This is a genomic window from Streptomyces fodineus, assembly GCF_001735805.1.
GTDB classification, from domain to species: Bacteria; Actinomycetota; Actinomycetes; order Streptomycetales; family Streptomycetaceae; genus Streptomyces; species Streptomyces fodineus.
Map to the genome: position 1 here is coordinate 3,450,298 of NZ_CP017248.1, position 14,369 is coordinate 3,464,666.

The following is a 14,369-nucleotide window of genomic DNA, read 5'->3' on the forward strand; positions in this document are numbered from 1 at the left end:
AGGAGGTAGTGCCCGTGCGCCCCACCGCCGCCGCCCTCGTCGCCCTCACCCTCGCCGCAGCAACCCTCACCGCCTGCGGCAACGGCTCGTCGAGCAGCCCGAACACACTCAAGGTGTCCTACAAGCAGTCGACGGACAACTCCGTCAAGGTGATGGACACCTATCTCGCCGGGATCAAGAAGGAGTTCGAGAAGAAGTACCCTGGAAAGAAAGTGCAGTTCGTGCCGATCAAGGCACCGGACTCGGAGTACTACACCAAGCTCCAGCAGATGCTGCGGTCGCCGAGGACCGCCCCGGACCTGGTCTACGAGGACACCTTCCTCATCAACTCCGACATCACCAGCGGGTATTTGAAGCCGCTCGACCCCTATCTCGCCACCTGGCCCGACTGGAGCCGGTTCATCGACACCGCGAAGGCGGCGGCCCGGGGGCAGGACGGGAAGACGTACGGCGTTCCGGACGGGACCGACACCCGCGGTCTGTGGTTCGACAAGCGTGTCTTCCGGGCGGCCGGGCTGCCGCCGCACTGGCAGCCGAAGAACTGGGACGACATCCTCGCCGCCGCCCGGACCATCAAGCAGCGGGTGCCAGGGGTCACTCCGCTCAACGTCTACACCGGCAAACCCGCCGGCGAGGGCGCCACCATGCAGGGCTTCGAGATGCTGCTGTACGGCACCGGCGACGGAAAGACGGATCCCCTGTACGACAGCGGCAGCAAGAAGTGGGTCGCCGGGAGCCAGGGGTTCAAGGACTCGCTGCGCTTCGTGGAGAACGTGTACAAGGAGAAGCTCGGGCCGGACGTCTCCGACGCCCTCGACCCCAACTTCAACACCACCGTCCGCGGTGAACTCATTCCGCGGGGCAAGGTCGGCATCGACCTCGACGGCTCCTGGCTGCCGCAGGACTGGCTGCCGGGCAGCGGACACGCGTGGCCCGACTGGTCCCGGCAGATGGGGCTGGCGTACATGCCGACGCAAGCCGGGCAGGCGCCGGGGAAGGTGAGCATGTCCGGCGGCTGGACCTGGGCCGTCCCGGCCAAGGCCGGCAACCCGGACCTCGCCTTCGACTTCATCAAGACGATGCAGACCGAGGCGAACGCCAAGAAGTGGTACATCGCCAACTCCGGCATCTCGGTACGCGAGGACGTGGCGAAGGACCCGTCGTACGCCACCGCCCAGCCCGGCATCAAGTTCTTCACCGACCTGGTCTCCGCCACGCACTACCGGCCCGCCTACCCGGCGTACCCGAGGGTGTCGACCGCCATCCAGGAGGCCATGGAAGGGGTCACGACCGGCGACACGTCCGTGGAGAAGGCGGCGAGCGCGTACGACTCGACGCTCAAGGACGTCACCGGCGGCCAAGTGGTCCAGAGGTGAACCTCCGGCGCCGGTTCACCCGGACACTCCCCCTGGCTCCCGCCGTCGTCCTCATCCTGCTCTTCCTCGCCGGGCCGATCGCCTACTGCGTCTACATCGCCTTCACCGACCTGCAGTTGACCGGTCAGGCACACGCGTCCTTCGTCGGGTTCGCCAACTTCCGCCACGCCTTCGAGGACGACGCGTTCCTGAACGCCGTATGGCTGACCCTGGTGTTCACCGTGCTGTCCTCGCTCGTCGGGCAGAACACCCTGGGGCTCGCCCTGGCCGCGCTCATGAAACGGGCCTCGAAACCGGTGCGCACACTCACCGGCGGGATCGTCGTCACCGCCTGGGTGCTGCCGGAGGTGGTCGCCGGGTTCCTGCTGTACGCCTTCTTCCGGCGGGAGGGGACCTTGAACGCCATCCTCGGCCTTCTTCATCTGCCGCGCGAGAACTGGCTGTTCACGCTGCCCGTCCTCGCGGTGTCCTTCGCCAACGTCTGGCGCGGTACGGCGTTCTCGATGCTCGTCTACTCCGCCGCCCTGGACGAGATACCGAGCGAGATCAGCGAGGCGGCCGAGGTGGACGGGGCCGGCGGCTGGCGGCGGATGTGGCACATCACCCTGCCGATGATCCGCCGGTCCATCGGCACCAACCTCATGCTCAACACCCTGCAGACGCTGTCCGTGTTCGGGCTGATCTGGGTGATGACCCGGGGCGGCCCGGGCAACAAGAGCCAGACGCTGCCGCTGTTCATGTACGAACAGGCCTTCCAGAACAGCATGATCGGGTACGGCACCGCGGTCGCCCTGCTCCTGCTGCTCGTCGGATCCCTGTTCTCGGTCGTGTATCTGCGGCTGCTGCGGACGGAGGTCTGATGGCCCGGTCCCGCGCCTCTGGGCGGTTCGCCGCCGACGTATCGCTCCTGCTGCTGGCCGTCGCCTTCGCGCTGCCTCTCGCCTGGGTGGTGCTCTCCTCGGTGGATCCGCACGCCGGCCTGCGGGTCAGGGTCCCGGACGGGCTCACCCTGGACAACTTCGACGCGATCCTGACCCCGGACATCACCTACACCCCGCTGCTCAACAGCCTGATCCTGTGCGGCGGCGCCACCGCGCTGACCGTCGTCTGCGCCGCGCTCGCCGCGTATCCGCTCTCCCGGTTCCGCTCGCGCCTGAACCGCCCGTTCCTGCTGACGATCCTGTTCGCGACGAGCCTGCCCATCACCGCGATCATGGTGCCGGTGTACGCGCTGTTCGTACGGGTGAACCTGATCGACGCCCTCCAGGGCACGATCCTCTTCTTCGCCGCCTCCCAGCTCCCCTTCGCCATCTGGCTGATGAAGAACTTCATGGACGGGGTGCCGAAGGAGCTGGAGGAGGCGGCCTGGACGGACGGGGCGTCCTCACTGCAGTCCCTGGTGCGGATCGTGCTGCCGCTGATGGGGCCGGGGCTCGCCGTCGTCACGGTGTTCTCGTTCGTGATGATGTGGGGGAACTTCTTCGTCCCGTTCATGCTGCTGCTCACCCCGGACCAGATGCCGGCCTCGGTGAGCATCAACGACTTCTTCGGCAACCGGGGCACCGTGGCCTACGGCCAGCTCGCCGCGTTCTCCGTCATCTACTCCACGCCCGTGATCCTGCTCTACGTCCTGGTGGCCCGCAGGCTGGGCGGCGGCTTCGCGCTGGGCGGGGCGGTCAAAGGATGAAGGGGAGAGGCAGGGACAAGGGGTGAACGGGACAGGTGGTCAAGGGGTGCACCGAAAGGGTCTTCCGTCCGTTACATACCGAACGGCCGGAACTGTGCGTTCCGACAATCCGTGATCCTGTCCGAACCGACCGTAGCCATGCCGTCACAGCACCTCTAGCTTGTGCTGGGTGCGCCAACCCCCAGCTCCCCCCTTCAACGCCCCGGCGGCCCGCCGGCTGCGCGCCGCGCTCGGCATGAGACCCGAGCACGTCGCCTATGGCATGCGGGCCTCGTACGGGCTGCCCTACGTCACACCCGATCTGGTGATCGCCTGGGAACGCGGCTCCGTCGTTCCCGGCCACCCGGAACTCACCGCACTGGCGGGCGTGCTGTGGTGTTCCCCCGGCGAACTCCTCGGCCGGCCGCAGACCCTGCGCGAGCACCGCATCGCCCGCGCCATGGCGCCCGAGGACCTCGCCCGTGCCGTGGACATGGATCTGCGCGTCTACCTGCGCATGGAGGAGAGCGGGCAGTGGCGGGGCAACGAGCGCCAGTCGGCGGCGCTCGCCCAGGCGCTGGATCTGGCCCTGCCCGACTTCGTCGCCGTCACCGGCCGCGAGACGAAGCTCGCCGAGCTGCTGCACAGCGCGGTGACCACCCGCTGGCAGGCCTATGTGCGTCCGGTGACGAAGCTGGCGCCCGTGGGCCGGGCCGTGCTGGAAGACGTGCTGCAGAAACTGCACGAGGACTACCAGGGCCACATGGCCGCCACCCTCAGCTGGGGCGGCGGCAGCAGGAGCGCCAGCGAACCCGGCCGGGAGTTCCTCGACCGGATCGTGGAGAACTTCTGGAAGGGCGTGGAGGACAGGACGGCCTAGAAGACCGACTCGGCCTCGTCCATCCGGTCCTTCGGGACCGTCTTCAGCTCCGTGACCGCCTCGGCGAGCGGCACCATCCGGATGTCGGTACCGCGCAGCGCGGTCATCTTGCCGAACTCGCCGCGGTGCGCGGCCTCGACGGCGTGCCAGCCGAAGCGGGTGGCGAGGACGCGGTCGTAGGCCGTGGGGACGCCGCCGCGCTGGACATGGCCGAGGATGACCGGCTTGGCCTCCTTGCCGAGGATCCGCTCCAGCTCGTACGCGAGCGCCGTACCGATGCCCTGGAAGCGCTCGTGGCCGTACTGGTCGATCTCGCCCTTGCCGTAGTCCATGGTGCCCTCGACGGGGTGGGCGCCCTCGGCGACGCAGATGACGGCGAACTTCTTGCCGCGGGCGAAGCGCTCCTCGACCATCTTGACCAGGTGCGCGGGGTCGAAGGGCCGCTCGGGCAGGCAGATGCCGTGGGCGCCGGCGGCCATGCCGGACTCCAGGGCGATCCAGCCGGCGTGCCGGCCCATGACCTCGACGACCATCACCCGCTGGTGGGACTCGGCGGTGGTCTTCAGGCGGTCCATGGCCTCGGTGGCGACACCGACGGCGGTGTCGAAGCCGAAGGTGCGGTCCGTGGAGGAGATGTCGTTGTCGATGGTCTTGGGGACGCCGACGACCGGGAGGCCCGCGTCGGAGAGCATGCGGGCCGCGGTCAGGGTGCCCTCGCCGCCGATCGGGATCAGCGCGTCGATGCCGAACTCCTCGACCATGTCGGCAGCCCCGTCGCAGGCCTCGCGCAGCCGGTCGCGCTCCAGCCGGGAGGAGCCGAGGACGGTGCCGCCGCGGGCCAGGATGCCGCTGACCGCGTCCAGGTCGAGGGCGCGGTAGTGACGGTCGAGCAGGCCCCGGTAGCCGTCCTCGAAGCCGATGACCTCGTCGCCGTAGTGCGCAACCGCGCGGTGCACGACCGAACGGATCACGGCGTTCAGGCCGGGGCAGTCGCCGCCTGCGGTGAGAACTCCGATGCGCATCGTGCTGTGTCTCCTGCTCGCTGTCGGTGCCGGTGCCGGTGAGCCAGTGTCGATTGTTCCACGTCCACCGGGGCGGTGAGCCACTTGACGGGCGCCTTATCCGGCAGCAGGGGTATTGTCAAGAGGGAACTGCTCACCTCGGTGAGCGATTTTTATGCCGAATACGCGACATTCAGAACATATGAGTATGAGGAACGGAGTGGACGCGTGACGCGCAGCGTGTACGTGACCGGGATCGACCGCGGTGACGGCCGTCAGGTCGTGGAGCTGGGAGTCATGGAACTGCTGACCCGGCAGGTCGACCGGGTGGGCGTCTTCCGTCCGCTCGTGCACGACGGTCCCGACCGGCTGTTCGAGCTGCTGCGGACGCGGTACCGCCTCTCGCAGGACCCGGCGACCGTCTACGGCATGGACTACCACGAGGCGTCCGCACTCCAGGCCGAGCAGGGCACCGACGAACTGGTCTCGGCGCTGGTCGACCGCTTCCACCTGGTGGCACGCGACTACGACGTCGTCCTCGTCCTCGGCACCGACTTCGCCGACACCCAGCTGCCGGACGAGCTCTCCCTGAACGCCCGGCTCGCCAACGAGTTCGGCGCCTCCGTGATCCCGGTGGTCGGCGGCCGCAAGCAGACCACCGAGTCGGTGCTCGCCGAGACCCGCAACGCCTACCGCGCCTACGACGGCCTCGGCTGCGACGTGCTCGCCATGGTCACCAACCGGGTGGCCCGCGAGGACCGCGACGAGATCGCCGAGCGGCTCACCACCCGGCTGCCGGTGCCCTGCTACGTCGTTCCCGACGAGCCCGCGCTGTCCGCGCCGACCGTCTCCCAGATCGCCCACGCCCTCGACGCCAAGGTGCTGCTCGGCGACGACTCCGGCCTCGCCCGGGACGCGCTGGACTTCGTCTTCGGCGGCGCCATGCTGCCCAACCTCCTCGGCGCCCTGACCCCGGGCTGCCTGGTCGTCACCCCGGGCGACCGCGCCGATCTGGTCGTCGGCTCGCTGGCCGCGCACAGCGCCGGCACCCCGCCGATAGCCGGCGTCCTGCTCACCCTGAACGAGGTGCCGAGCCAGGAGATCCTCACCCTCGCCGCCCGCCTCGCCCCGGGCACCCCGGTGCTCTCCGTGACCGGCAACAGCTTCCCCACCGCCGAGCAGCTGTTCTCCCTGGAGGGCAAGCTGAACGCGGCCACCCCGCGCAAGGCGGAGCGGGCGCTCGGCCTGTTCGAGCGGTACGCCGACACCGCCGACCTGGCCCGCCGGGTCTCGGCGCCGAGCAGCGACCGGGTCACCCCGATGATGTTCGAGCACAAGCTGCTGGAGCAGGCGCGCTCCGACAAGCGCCGGGTCGTCCTCCCCGAGGGCACCGAGGAGCGGGTGCTGCACGCGGCCGAGGTGCTGCTGCGCCGGGGCGTGTGCGACCTGACCCTGCTCGGGCCCGAGGACCAGATCCGCAAGAAGGCCGCCGACCTGGGCATCGATCTCGGCGACTGCCGGCTGATCGACCCGGCCACCTCCGAACTGCGCGACTCCTTCGCCGAGAAGTACGCCGGCCTGCGCGCCCACAAGGGCGTCACGGTCGAGCTGGCCTACGACGTCGTCTCCGACGTGAACTACTTCGGCACCCTGATGGTCGAGGAGGGCCTGGCCGACGGCATGGTGTCCGGCTCGGTGCACTCCACGGCGGCCACCATCCGGCCCGCCTTCGAGATCATCAAGACGAAGCCGGAGTCGTCCATCGTCTCGTCGGTGTTCTTCATGTGCCTGGCCGACAAGGTGCTGGTCTACGGCGACTGCGCGGTCAACCCGGACCCGAACGCCGAGCAGCTCGCCGACATCGCCATCCAATCGGCGGTCACGGCCGCCCGGTTCGGGGTGGAGCCGCGGATCGCGATGCTGTCGTACTCCACCGGTACGTCCGGCTTCGGCGCCGATGTCGAGAAGGTGCGCGAGGCCACCGAGCTGGCGCGCGGCAGGCGGCCCGACCTGAAGATCGAGGGGCCGATCCAGTACGACGCGGCCGTGGAGCCGTCCATCGCCGCGACCAAGCTGCCGGAGTCCGATGTCGCCGGGCAGGCAACGGTTCTGATCTTCCCGGACCTCAATACGGGCAACAACACCTACAAGGCCGTGCAGCGCTCGGCCGGCGCGATCGCGGTCGGACCGGTCCTGCAGGGTCTACGCAAGCCGGTCAACGACCTGTCCCGGGGCGCGCTCGTCCAGGACATCGTCAGCACCGTCGCCATCACGGCGATCCAGGCCCAGACGCCCGCCAACTGAGCAGAGAACATGACCAACACCGTGACAGAACATCTCGCGGCGCGCCGCGTCCTCGTCCTCAACTCCGGCTCCTCGTCGGTGAAGTACCAGCTCCTCGACATGCGTGACGAAAGCCGGCTCGCCGTCGGCCTGGTGGAGCGCATCGGCGAGCAGACCTCCCGGCTCAAGCACTCCTGCCTCGCCTCCGGCGACACCCGCGAGCGCACCGGGCCGATCGCCGACCACGACGCCGCCCTCAAGGCGGTCGCCGAGGAGCTGAGCCGGGACGGCCTCGGCCTGGACTCGCCGGAACTGGCCGCGATCGGGCACCGGGTGGTGCACGGCGGGATGTTCTTCACCGAGCCGACCGTCATCGACGACCAGGTGCTCGCCGAGATCGAGCGGCTGATCCCGGTCGCCCCGCTGCACAACCCGGCCAACCTGACCGGTATCCGCACCGCCATGGCGCTGCGCCCCGACCTGCCCCAGGTCGCCGTCTTCGACACCGCGTTCCACACCACGATGCCGGAGTCCGCGGCGCGCTACGCGCTCGACCCGAAGATCGCCGACCGCCACCGCATCCGCCGCTACGGCTTCCACGGCACCTCGCACGCCTACGTCTCGCGGGAGACCGCGCGGCTGCTGGGCAAGGACCCGTCCGAGGTCAACGTGATCGTGCTGCACCTGGGCAACGGCGCCTCGGCGTCCGCGGTGGAGCGGGGCCGGTGCGTGGACACCTCCATGGGACTCACGCCTTTGGAGGGGCTGGTGATGGGTACGCGCTCCGGGGATCTGGATCCGGCCGTCATCTTCCATTTGGCCCGGGTTGGGGATATGTCCATGGACGAGATCGACACTCTTCTCAACAAGAGGAGCGGCCTGTTCGGTCTGTGCGGGGACAACGACATGCGGGAGATCCGCCGCCGGATCGACGAGGGTGACGAAGAGGCCGCTCTCGCGTTCGACATTTACATTCACCGGCTCAAGAAGTACATCGGCGCCTATTACGCCGTCCTCGGGACGGTGGACGCGGTGGCGTTCACGGCCGGGGTCGGCGAGAACGCGGCGCCGGTGCGCGAGGCCGCGATCGCGGGCCTGGAGGGGCTGGGCCCGGCGGTCGACCCGGAGCTGAACGCGGTGCGAGCGGACGAGGCCAGGCTGATCTCTCCGAAGGATGCGCGTGTCGCCGTCGCCGTGGTGCCGACGGATGAAGAACTGGAGATCGCGACGCAGACCTACGCACTGGTCGGAAAGAACAACTGAATAGCACCTGAGCGGTGTGGCACTCATTTGTATCTTCCGCCAGACGGAATATTCCGTTGCGAAACAAACCGATAGGATCGCCCCATGCGCCGTTCGAAAATCGTCTGTACTCTCGGCCCCGCGGTCGACTCCCACGAGATGCTCGTCGCCATGATCGAGGCGGGCATGAATGTGGCCCGGTTCAACTTCAGCCACGGCTCCCACGCCGAGCACCAGGCGCGGTACGACCGCGTCCGGGCCGCGTCCAAGGAGACCGGCCGGGCCATCGGCGTCCTCGCCGACCTACAGGGCCCGAAGATCCGCCTGGAGACCTTCGCCGAGGGTCCGGTCGAACTCGAGCGCGGTGACGAGTTCGTCATCACGACCGAGGACGTCCCGGGCGACAAGAACATCTGCGGTACGACGTACAAGGGGCTGCCGGGCGACGTCTCGCGCGGCGACCAGGTCCTGATCAACGACGGCAACGTCGAGCTGAAGGTCCTGGACGTCGAGGGCCCCCGGGTCAAGACGATCGTCATCGAGGGCGGTGTCGTCTCCGACCACAAGGGCATCAACCTGCCCGGCGCCGCCGTCAACGTGCCCGCGCTGAGCGAGAAGGACATCGAGGACCTGCGCTTCGCCCTCCGCATGGGCTGCGACATGGTCGCACTGTCCTTCGTCCGGGACGCCAAGGACGTCCAGGACGTGCACCGCGTCATGGACGAGGAGGGCCGCCGGGTCCCGGTCATCGCCAAGGTGGAGAAGCCGCAGGCGGTACAGAACATGGAGGACGTCGTCGCGGCCTTCGACGCCGTGATGGTGGCCCGTGGCGACCTCGCCGTCGAGTACCCGCTCGAGAAGGTCCCCATGGTGCAGAAGCGCCTGATCGAGCTGTGCCGGCGCAACGCCAAGCCGGTGATCGTGGCGACCCAGATGATGGAGTCGATGATCACCAACTCCCGTCCGACCCGCGCCGAGGCCTCCGACGTGGCCAACGCGATCCTGGACGGCGCCGACGCGGTCATGCTGTCGGCGGAGTCCTCGGTCGGCGCCTACCCGGTCGAGACGGTCAAGACCATGTCGAAGATCGTCCAGGCGGCCGAGGAGGAACTGCTCTCCAAGGGTCTGCAGCCGCTGGTGCCGGGCAAGAAGCCGCGCACGCAGGGCGGTTCGGTGGCCCGCGCGGCCTGCGAGATCGCCGACTTCCTCGGCGGCCGGGGCCTGATCGCCTTCACCCAGTCCGGTGACACCGCGCGCCGCCTGTCCCGGTACCGCGCGATCCAGCCGATCATCGCCTTCACCACGGACGAGGGCACCCGCAACCAGCTCACCCTCAGCTGGGGCGTGGAGTCGCACGTCGTGCCGTTCGTGAACACCACGGACGAGATGGTCGACCTGGTGGACCAGGAGATCGCCAGGCTCGGCCGGTTCGAAGCGGGCGACACGGTCATCATCACCGCCGGCTCGCCCCCCGGCGTCCCCGGCACCACCAACATGCTCCGCGTCCACCACCTCGGCGCGCAGGGCAACTGACAGGCCCCGTAAGGGCCTTGTACGGCGCTGAGGGCGCCCCCTGGAGGGGGCGCCCTCAGCTGTGTGCGGCTCCCGAACGGGCTTTGCGGGACCGGTCAGTCGGTCGTGTACACATGCATGCCGGGCACGTGCAGGTTGCCGCCGAACTGGGCCGCCTGGACCACCTTCACATGGGTGAAGTAGATCAGCGGGAGGTTCAGCGGGGGCGGGCTGTCGGGGCTGAACGTCATCGGGATCAGACCGAACAGGTTGCCCGAGATCTTCTCCGTGTACATCACGGTGGAGCCACCCCGGATGGTGGACGTCGAGCCGCCGGCCGCCTGCACGTGGTAGGTCTTGCCCGAGAGCTTGTCCTTCACCGTCTGGTGCAGGTCGCCGATGTCCGTGCCGTCGGAGATGACGAACTTCAGCACCTTCTTGGTGGTGCCGGAGGCCGTCCTCACCTCGACGATGCCCTTGTAGTCGGCACCCTTGAGCAGCAGCGAGCTGGCGTCCAGGTACCAGGGGTCGTCCGCCACCGGCACGTTGTTGTCGACGCCGCCCTGGTCGGTCGTGGCCGCCGGGCAGTCCTGCGCCGAGGCGGACGAGCTCGCGGACGGGCTCGGGGTGGCCGACGCCGCCGCCTTCTGGGCCGCCGTGGTGGTGTCCTGCACCGTTTTGGAGGCCGTGTCGGTGGTGTTCTTCACCGTGTCCCCGACGGTCTTGCCGACCGTGGAGACGGTGTTCTTCACCGTGTCGGAGGCCTTGGACGCGGATGACGACGGGGCCGGCTTGGACGAGGAGTCCGAGGACGCGCTCGCCGACCGGGTCGCGGACGGCGTCGGGCTCGCGGACGAGCCGCCGGAGTCCTTGCCGCCGCCGGTGAGGATGCCGCCCAGCGTGTCACCGATGGTGTCCAGCAGACCGCCGCCGCTCTTCGACGCCGACGGGGTGGGCGTGGCCGTGTCACTGCCGGAACCCGACGACGAACCCGACGAGCCGGAGCCCGAGCCGGAGGAGCCGGAGGTCGCGGTCGGTTTGGGCGTGGCCTTGTCGCCGGAACCCGAACCCGACGAAGAGGCCGTGCCCGAGTCGCCGGACGTCGTGCCCTTGGCGCTGTCGCTCGCCGAGGGCGTCGGCGTCGCCTTGTCGGCGGACGTGCTCTGCGAGGCGGAGGGCGAGGGCGACGCCGAGGCGTTCTTGGAACTGTCCAGCGCCTTGACGCAGTTCTTGTACTCGTCGGCCGTCAGGCTCTTGGCCGTCGTCGACGGGGACGGGCTGCTGCCGTTGCCTGCCGCGAGGGCCAGCGTGGACGTGAAGCCCATGCCCATCAGCACCGCCGTCGGCATCGCCACGGAGGCGATCGCCTTGCCGGCGGGCATGTGGAACCTGGTGAACAACGGTTTTCTGGGGGCCGCGTGGCGGGGCCCGGTTCTTCCGCGGGACCCGTCCTCGTCGGTCCCGCGGGTCACCTCGTCAGCCGGCACTGTGCCTCCCGTTCGCCCCGTTGGCCGGGCTCGTTCCTGACAGGTCGTTCTCCCCCGGCGCGTCCGCGTACCGCTCCGGCAGCGGCGCGGTCTGCGGGTCACCGCCATCGCCCGGGACCGCCTCGGCCGGCGGCTGCGGCTGGGCGGGCGCGCCCGGCGCCCAGGCCACGGCCATCGCTCCGCCGATGAGGGCGAAGAGGAAGCCCATGACGAAGCCGCCGAAGTTGGACACGGGGATGGACACCAGTGCCAGCAGGATCGCCGCGACGCCCGCGAAGGTGCGCACGTGCTTCTGGAACCAGAGGCTGATGCCCAGGACGACGAGCAGCACACCGATGATCAGGGACCCGGCTCCCGCGGTGGTCGCCATCGCCAGCGTCAGGTGTCCGACCTGGAGGTGGGCGTACGGGAAGTACATGATCGGAATGCCGCCGAGCAGAACGAACAGTCCGGCCCAGAACGGACGGGTGCCCCGCCAGGCGCGGAACTGCAGCCTCCGGCGGGTGAACTGGCCGGCAGCGGCGGCAGAAGTCTCGGCGCTCATGGAAAACAGCTCCCTGGTGCGGCGTTGCTGTGGTGGAGATGTGTGCCGCGTGTGAAACGCGGCCGGAGTAGTGGACAGGCGGGGGTGCCATCGGCTCCCCCGCCCATCACCGCGTGCTCAGTAGCACTCGTGCGTACCCGTCTGCACCGACATGTGCAGACCGCTCAGCTTGAAGGTTCCGGCCGTGGTCGCCCAGGCCGTCTGCTTCACGCCGGTCAGCGTGGCCGAGTCGGCCTGCTGTGCGAAGCCGTACGGGTTGGACTGCTCCTTCCCGCCCTTCATGCCCGGACCCTTGTTGGCGTCCTTGGCGGCAACACCGATGTCGATGTTGTTGAAGGTGGCGTCGGCGCTGAGGTCGTCGAGGTCGATGTAGAGATTGTCGGCCTCGACCGGCTTGTCGGCGCCCGCCTTCAGCACCAGGCTCACCGAGCCCAGCACCGGGATGTTCGGCGTCACGACGGACTGACACATGTTGCTGATCGAGGCGCTCTTGAAGGCCGAGACCGCGACCGGGTGAGCGGTCTGCTGGCCGCTCAGGGTGTAGCCGTTGTCGATCGCGCCGTACTGCTCGAAGCCCTGACCGACCAGTTTGTCCGCGGTCACCTTGAACGACTGACCGGACACGCTGAACGACGCGGCGAGAGCACCCTGCGCGAGGGCGACACCTATGCACGCCGTGGCGGCCACGCTGGGCACCATGACCACAGCGAACCGCTTCCATCTGGTCCCGCCACGCACCTGGGACTCCATATTTCCTCCTTCTCGGACGTACATCTCCTGGCCCGGTCTCGCCCCAAACGGCGGCTCACCCGGGCAGGGATGGGAGAAGTGCTACGTCCTCGGGAAGGAGAGCGCCTGCACTCGGTGGCGCGAACCGCGACCGAATCACCGGCGATCACCCCCGAGCGACAACCACTGGTCGCGCCTGACACGCATCACGCACAACCTTGCTGGACAGGCTTCGCCGGGTGGGCGAAGACCCCCCTGCCCAAGAGCCGGCGCCACTGCCGCCGACTCTGCTCGGTGGGGACCCAGAGTCTCCCATCACCCGGCCGGCTGCCGGGGTACGGGAATGGACCGAGCGTCGCCGATCGTGGTGCATTCTCGGCCCCGGCACAAGGGGGTTCGTTACTCGCTAGTAACGGCCGGATAACCGGAGGACGACCGACCGGTCTCGGAGTGCGACGCTGGGTGGTAATCGTGGGCAGAGCAAAGCCGTTGACCCCTGGACAAAACCAGACAGATCAACGGCTTCGACTTACTCGCAGTAACAGTTTGCGCAATTACCAAGATTTGGTAAAGCACGGCCATCGTGACGGCTCGTCGGCAAACTTTTCACCCCGGCATCACAAGCCGTGGCGTTTAGCGACTGGTCAGAACAGGGCGCGCGCAAGGGCCCTTCGTGCGCCCACCACGCGCGGATCATCGGGACCCACGACCTCGAACAGCTCCAGCAGCCGGCGTCGTACCGCGTCCCGGTCGTCACCGAGCGTGCGCTGCACAGTCTCGATCAGCCGGCCGAAGGCGTCCTCGACATGACCGCCCACCAGATCCAGATCGGCGGCGGCGATCTGCGCCTCGACGTCCTTCGGCTTCTCGGCGGCCTCCTGACGGACCTTCTGCGGGTCGAAGCCCTGCACCCGCTGCAGCAACTCGGCCTGCGCGAGGCCCAGCTTGGCCTCGGGGTGGGCCGGGTCGTCGGCCAGCACGTTCTGGTAGGCGCGGACGGCACCGGCCAGGTCACCGGCGTCCAGCGCCTCGGCGGCGGCATTGAGCGCCGTGTCGTACGGCCCCGCCTGCTCCTGCGCGGGCGCCTGGCCGGGCTGTGCGTCCGGGTCGACGGTCAGGCCGGTGATCCCGAACCGCTGCTCGGCGACCTGCACCAACTGGTCCAGGGTCTGCCGGATCTGCTGCTCGGCGGCCGCACCCTGGAAGAGCGGCAGCGCCTGTCCGGCGACGACGGCGAACACGGCCGGGATGCCCTGCACCCCGAACTGCTGCATCAGCATCTGGTTGGCGTCGACGTCGATCTTGGCGAGGAGGATGCGCCCGCCGTACTCGAGGGTGAGGCGCTCCAGGACCGGGCTCAGCTGCTTGCAGGGCTGGCACCACTCGGCCCAGAAGTCGATGACGACGGGTACTTCGGCGGACCGCTGGAGGACTTCGCTCTCGAAGCCCGCCTCATCGACGTCGATGACGAGATCGGCCGGGGCGACCGCCCCCGTGCCGCCCTGCCGGGCGGCCTCGGCGCGCGCCTGCTCGGCCTTGGCCTTGGCCTCCTGGGCCGCCTTCACCGCGGCGAGGTCGACGACGCCGCTCATGGACATGTTCCGTGGCTGCATACGTCTATCCTCCCCCGTTACCGCGTCGGAATGAAA

The 14,369-nt window shown here is 69.0% G+C and carries 12 protein-coding genes; 7 read left to right on the forward strand and 5 right to left on the reverse strand.

What is annotated here, in order from left to right; translation table 11 throughout:
• Positions 1-14: 14 nt before the first annotated feature.
• The 4 genes from BFF78_RS14000 to BFF78_RS14015 all read left to right on the forward strand — a co-directional run bounded on the left by BFF78_RS14000 (position 15) and on the right by BFF78_RS14015 (position 3,922).
• Entirely contained in the window at positions 15-1,376 is a 1,362-nt protein-coding gene (locus BFF78_RS14000) for an extracellular solute-binding protein (protein WP_069778643.1), read from the forward strand.
• Positions 1,373-2,236 (forward strand): carbohydrate ABC transporter permease, encoded by an 864-nt coding sequence (locus BFF78_RS14005; protein WP_069778644.1) that lies wholly within the window; start codon positions 1,373-1,375, stop codon positions 2,234-2,236. The genes BFF78_RS14000 and BFF78_RS14005 overlap by 4 nt, the downstream gene beginning before the upstream one ends.
• Entirely contained in the window at positions 2,236-3,063 is an 828-nt protein-coding gene (locus BFF78_RS14010; protein WP_069778645.1) for a carbohydrate ABC transporter permease, read from the forward strand. The genes BFF78_RS14005 and BFF78_RS14010 overlap by 1 nt, the downstream gene beginning before the upstream one ends.
• A gap of 169 nt (positions 3,064-3,232) precedes the next feature.
• A complete protein-coding gene (locus tag BFF78_RS14015; protein WP_227025830.1) occupies positions 3,233-3,922 on the forward strand; it encodes an XRE family transcriptional regulator in 690 nt (229 codons plus the stop codon).
• Here the strand turns inward: BFF78_RS14015 and BFF78_RS14020 are convergent.
• Entirely contained in the window at positions 3,919-4,944 is a 1,026-nt protein-coding gene (locus BFF78_RS14020; protein ID WP_069778646.1) for an ATP-dependent 6-phosphofructokinase, read from the reverse strand. The two genes, BFF78_RS14015 and BFF78_RS14020, sit on opposite strands and share 4 nt — an antisense overlap.
• A 207-nt stretch (positions 4,945-5,151) precedes the next feature.
• On the opposite strand from BFF78_RS14020, the gene pta reads away from it, so the two are divergent.
• The 3 genes from pta (at position 5,152) to pyk (ending at position 9,981) form a co-directional block, all read left to right on the forward strand.
• Complete coding sequence (pta, locus tag BFF78_RS14025) at positions 5,152-7,227, forward strand: phosphate acetyltransferase (RefSeq protein WP_069778647.1); 2,076 nt, start codon at positions 5,152-5,154, stop codon at positions 7,225-7,227.
• Positions 7,228-7,236: 9 nt separating this feature from the next.
• On the forward strand, positions 7,237-8,469 hold the full coding sequence (locus BFF78_RS14030; RefSeq protein ID WP_069778648.1) for an acetate kinase: 1,233 nt from the start codon (positions 7,237-7,239) through the stop codon (positions 8,467-8,469).
• 84 nt (positions 8,470-8,553) lie between these two features.
• Positions 8,554-9,981 (forward strand): pyruvate kinase, encoded by a 1,428-nt coding sequence (pyk, locus tag BFF78_RS14035; RefSeq protein WP_069778649.1) that lies wholly within the window; start codon positions 8,554-8,556, stop codon positions 9,979-9,981.
• Between the two features lie 95 nt (positions 9,982-10,076).
• Here the strand turns inward: pyk and BFF78_RS14040 are convergent, their stop codons facing one another.
• The 4 genes from BFF78_RS14040 to BFF78_RS14055 form a co-directional block, all read right to left on the reverse strand.
• Complete coding sequence (locus BFF78_RS14040) at positions 10,077-11,447, reverse strand: hypothetical protein (RefSeq protein ID WP_193433458.1); 1,371 nt, start codon at positions 11,445-11,447, stop codon at positions 10,077-10,079.
• On the reverse strand, positions 11,437-11,991 hold the full coding sequence (locus BFF78_RS14045) for a DUF6114 domain-containing protein (RefSeq protein WP_069778650.1): 555 nt from the start codon (positions 11,989-11,991) through the stop codon (positions 11,437-11,439). The genes BFF78_RS14040 and BFF78_RS14045 overlap by 11 nt, the downstream gene beginning before the upstream one ends.
• A 117-nt stretch (positions 11,992-12,108) precedes the next feature.
• Positions 12,109-12,741, reverse strand: coding sequence for a DUF6230 family protein (locus BFF78_RS14050; protein WP_069778651.1), 633 nt, complete (start codon positions 12,739-12,741; stop codon positions 12,109-12,111).
• Positions 12,742-13,364: 623 nt separating this feature from the next.
• A complete protein-coding gene (locus tag BFF78_RS14055; RefSeq protein ID WP_069778652.1) occupies positions 13,365-14,333 on the reverse strand; it encodes a tetratricopeptide repeat protein in 969 nt (322 codons plus the stop codon).
• Between the last annotated feature and the right edge of the window lie 36 nt (positions 14,334-14,369).